Annotated in this window: 1 protein-coding gene; it reads left to right on the forward strand. The window is 46.5% G+C overall.

Features of this window, described 5'->3' with window-relative positions:
- A partial coding sequence (locus D8863_RS10750) for a toprim domain-containing protein (protein WP_260469806.1) occupies positions 1-645 on the forward strand: 645 nt, incomplete at both ends.

A 645-nucleotide genomic window follows, 5' to 3' on the forward strand; every position in this document is an offset into this window, starting at 1 on the left:
CAAGTCTGCCATTACCAAGGTTATGAATGACTATGCGCGTAAGACGGGACTTCTCAAGGAAAAAGATAAAAACCTAGAAGGTTCCGATTATCGTGAGGGATTAGCAGCCGTTCTTTCTATCCTAGTTCCGGAAGAACACCTCCAATTTGAGGGGCAGACAAAGGACAAACTAGGAAGTCCTCTGGCTCGTCCTGTTGTGGATGGCATAGTATCTGATAAGTTGACCTTTTTCCTAATGGAGAATGGAGAACTGGCTTCCAATCTCATTAGGAAGGCTATCAAGGCGCGTGATGCCCGTGAGGCAGCCCGTAAGGCACGTGATGAGAGCCGAAATGGTAAGAAAAACAAGAAAGACAAAGGCTTGCTGTCTGGGAAATTGACCCCAGCCCAGTCTAAAAATCCTGCAAAGAACGAACTCTACCTGGTCGAAGGAGATTCTGCCGGTGGTTCTGCCAAACAAGGTCGTGACCGTAAGTTTCAGGCCATCTTGCCTCTTCGAGGTAAGGTTATTAATACAGCCAAGGCCAAGATGGCGGATATCCTCAAAAATGAGGAAATCAACACTATGATTTATACCATCGGTGCGGGTGTGGGTGCAGACTTCTCCCTTGAAGATGCCAACTACGATAAAATCATTATCATGAC

The sequence above is a fragment of the Streptococcus oralis genome (assembly GCF_003943825.1).
In the GTDB taxonomy this organism is placed as follows: domain Bacteria; phylum Bacillota; class Bacilli; order Lactobacillales; family Streptococcaceae; genus Streptococcus; species Streptococcus oralis_CD.